This is a genomic window from Streptomyces sp. NPDC003327, assembly GCF_053589515.1.
In genome coordinates, this window is the sequence record NZ_JBSFSA010000097.1 from 1 (window position 1) to 2,667 (window position 2,667).

Annotated in this window: 1 tRNA gene and 2 rRNA genes; all 3 read right to left on the reverse strand. The window is 49.8% G+C overall.

The window, feature by feature from the left end:
* Positions 1 to 1,907: ribosomal RNA gene (locus tag ACWDVG_RS31550) — 23S ribosomal RNA — on the reverse strand; the annotation flags it as partial.
* A gap of 122 nt (positions 1,908 to 2,029) precedes the next feature.
* Positions 2,030 to 2,102: transfer RNA gene (locus tag ACWDVG_RS31555), tRNA-Ala, on the reverse strand.
* 51 nt (positions 2,103 to 2,153) lie between these two features.
* Positions 2,154 to 2,667: ribosomal RNA gene (locus ACWDVG_RS31560) — 16S ribosomal RNA — on the reverse strand; the annotation flags it as partial.

A 2,667-nucleotide genomic window follows, 5' to 3' on the forward strand; every position in this document is an offset into this window, starting at 1 on the left:
GTCTGCTCCACGTTCAGCGCCTGCGCCCGCAGGTGCTCGTACATCACGCTGTATTTCGCGACGTCCGGCGCCTTCACCTGCCCCCTATACATCATCTTACGATTTAGCAGAGAGCTGTGTTTTTGATAAACAGTTGCTTGGGCCTATTCACTGCGGCTGACGTAAAGTCAGCACCCCTTCTCCCGAAGTTACGGGGTCATTTTGCCGAGTTCCTTAACGAGAGTTCTCTCGCTCACCTGAGGCTACTCGCCTCGACTACCTGTGTCGGTTTGCGGTACGGGTAGAGTATGTTTAAACGCTAGAAGCTTTTCTTGGCAGTGTGACGTCACTAACTTCGCTACTAAACTTCGCTCCCCATCACAGCTCAATGTTATAGAACTAAGCATTTGACTCAATTCACACCTCACTGCTTAGACAGACTCTTCCATTCGTCTGCTTTAGTTAGCCTACTGCGTCCCTCCATCACTACATACTCTAGTACAGGAATATCAACCTGTTGTCCATCGGATACACCTTTCGGTCTCTCCTTAGGTCCCGACTAACCCAGGGCGGACGAGCCTTCCCCTGGAAACCTTAGTCTTACGGTGGACAGGATTCTCACCTGTCTTTCGCTACTCATACCGGCATTCTCACTTCTATGCGTTCCAGCACTCCTCACGGTATACCTTCTTCACACATAGAACGCTCTCCTACCATACCTATAAAGGTATCCACAGCTTCGGTAAATTGTTTTAGCCCCGGTACATTTTCGGCGCAGGGTCACTCGACTAGTGAGCTATTACGCACTCTTTGAATGAATAGCTGCTTCTAAGCTAACATCCTAGTTGTCTGTGCAACCCCACATCCTTTTCCACTTAACAATTATTTTGGGACCTTAGCTGGTGGTCTGGGCTGTTTCCCTTTCGACTACGGATCTTAGCACTCGCAGTCTGACTGCCGACCATAATTCATTGGCATTCGGAGTTTATCTGAGATTGGTAATCCGGGATGGACCCCTCACCCAAACAGTGCTCTACCTCCAAGAATCTTTATGTCGACGCTAGCCCTAAAGCTATTTCGGAGAGAACCAGCTATCTCCAAGTTCGTTTGGAATTTCTCCGCTACCCACAAGTCATCCAAGCACTTTTCAACGTGCCCTGGTTCGGTCCTCCAGTGCGTCTTACCGCACCTTCAACCTGCTCATGGGTAGGTCACATGGTTTCGGGTCTACGACATGATACTAATTCGCCCTATTCAGACTCGGTTTCCCTGCGGCTCCGTCTCTTCAACTTAACCTCGCATCATATCGTAACTCGCCGGTTCATTCTACAAAAGGCACGCTCTCACCCATTAACGGGCTCGAACTTGTTGTAGGCACACGGTTTCAGGTTCTATTTCACTCCCCTCCCGGGGTGCTTTTCACCTTTCCCTCACGGTACTGGTTCACTATCGGTCACTAGGGAGTATTTAGGGTTGGGAGATGGTCCTCCCAGATTCCGACGGGATTTCACGTGTCCCGCCGTACTCAGGATACTGCTAGGTACAAAGACTATTTTAAATACGAGGCTATTACTCTCTTTGGCTGATCTTCCCAAATCATTCTTCTATAGTCTTTGAGTCCACATTGCAGTCCTACAACCCCGAAGAGTAAACTCTTCGGTTTGCCCTCCTGCCGTTTCGCTCGCCGCTACTAAGGCAATCGCTTTTGCTTTCTCTTCCTGCAGCTACTTAGATGTTTCAGTTCACTGCGTCTTCCTCCTCACATCCTTAACAGATGCGGGTAACAGGTAGTACCTGTTGGGTTCCCCCATTCGGAAATCCCTGGATCATCGCTTACTTACAGCTACCCAAGGCATATCGTCGTTTGTCACGTCCTTCTTCGGCTCCTAGTGCCAAGGCATCCACCGTGCGCCCTTATTAACTTAACCTTATTTTTTGACCTTTCAGTCATAAACTCTTTTAATACTACAGCGTTTCGGTTTATTTTCTTGTTACTATTTGATATAGATATTCAATTTTCAATGTGCATTACTTGGTGATCTCTCACCAATGGAGCCTAGCGGGATCGAACCGCTGACCTCCTGCGTGCAAAGCAGGCGCTCTCCCAGCTGAGCTAAGGCCCCACAAGACCTCTCAAGACTAAACAAGACCAATGTGCAGTTCCTTATCCTTAGAAAGGAGGTGATCCAGCCGCACCTTCCGATACGGCTACCTTGTTACGACTTCACCCCAATCATCTATCCCACCTTAGGCGGCTGGCTCCAAATGGTTACCTCACCGACTTCGGGTGTTACAAACTCTCGTGGTGTGACGGGCGGTGTGTACAAGGCCCGGGAACGTATTCACCGCGGCGTGCTGATCCGCGATTACTAGCGATTCCGACTTCATGTAGGCGAGTTGCAGCCTACAATCCGAACTGAGACTGGCTTTAAGAGATTAGCTTGCCGTCACCGGCTTGCGACTCGTTGTACCAGCCATTGTAGCACGTGTGTAGCCCAGGTCATAAGGGGCATGATGATTTGACGTCATCCCCACCTTCCTCCGGTTTATTACCGGCAGTCTCGCTAGAGTGCCCAACTGAATGATGGCAACTAACAATAGGGGTTGCGCTCGTTGCGGGACTTAACCCAACATCTCACGACACGAGCTGACGACAACCATGCACCACCTGTCACCTCTGTCCCGAAG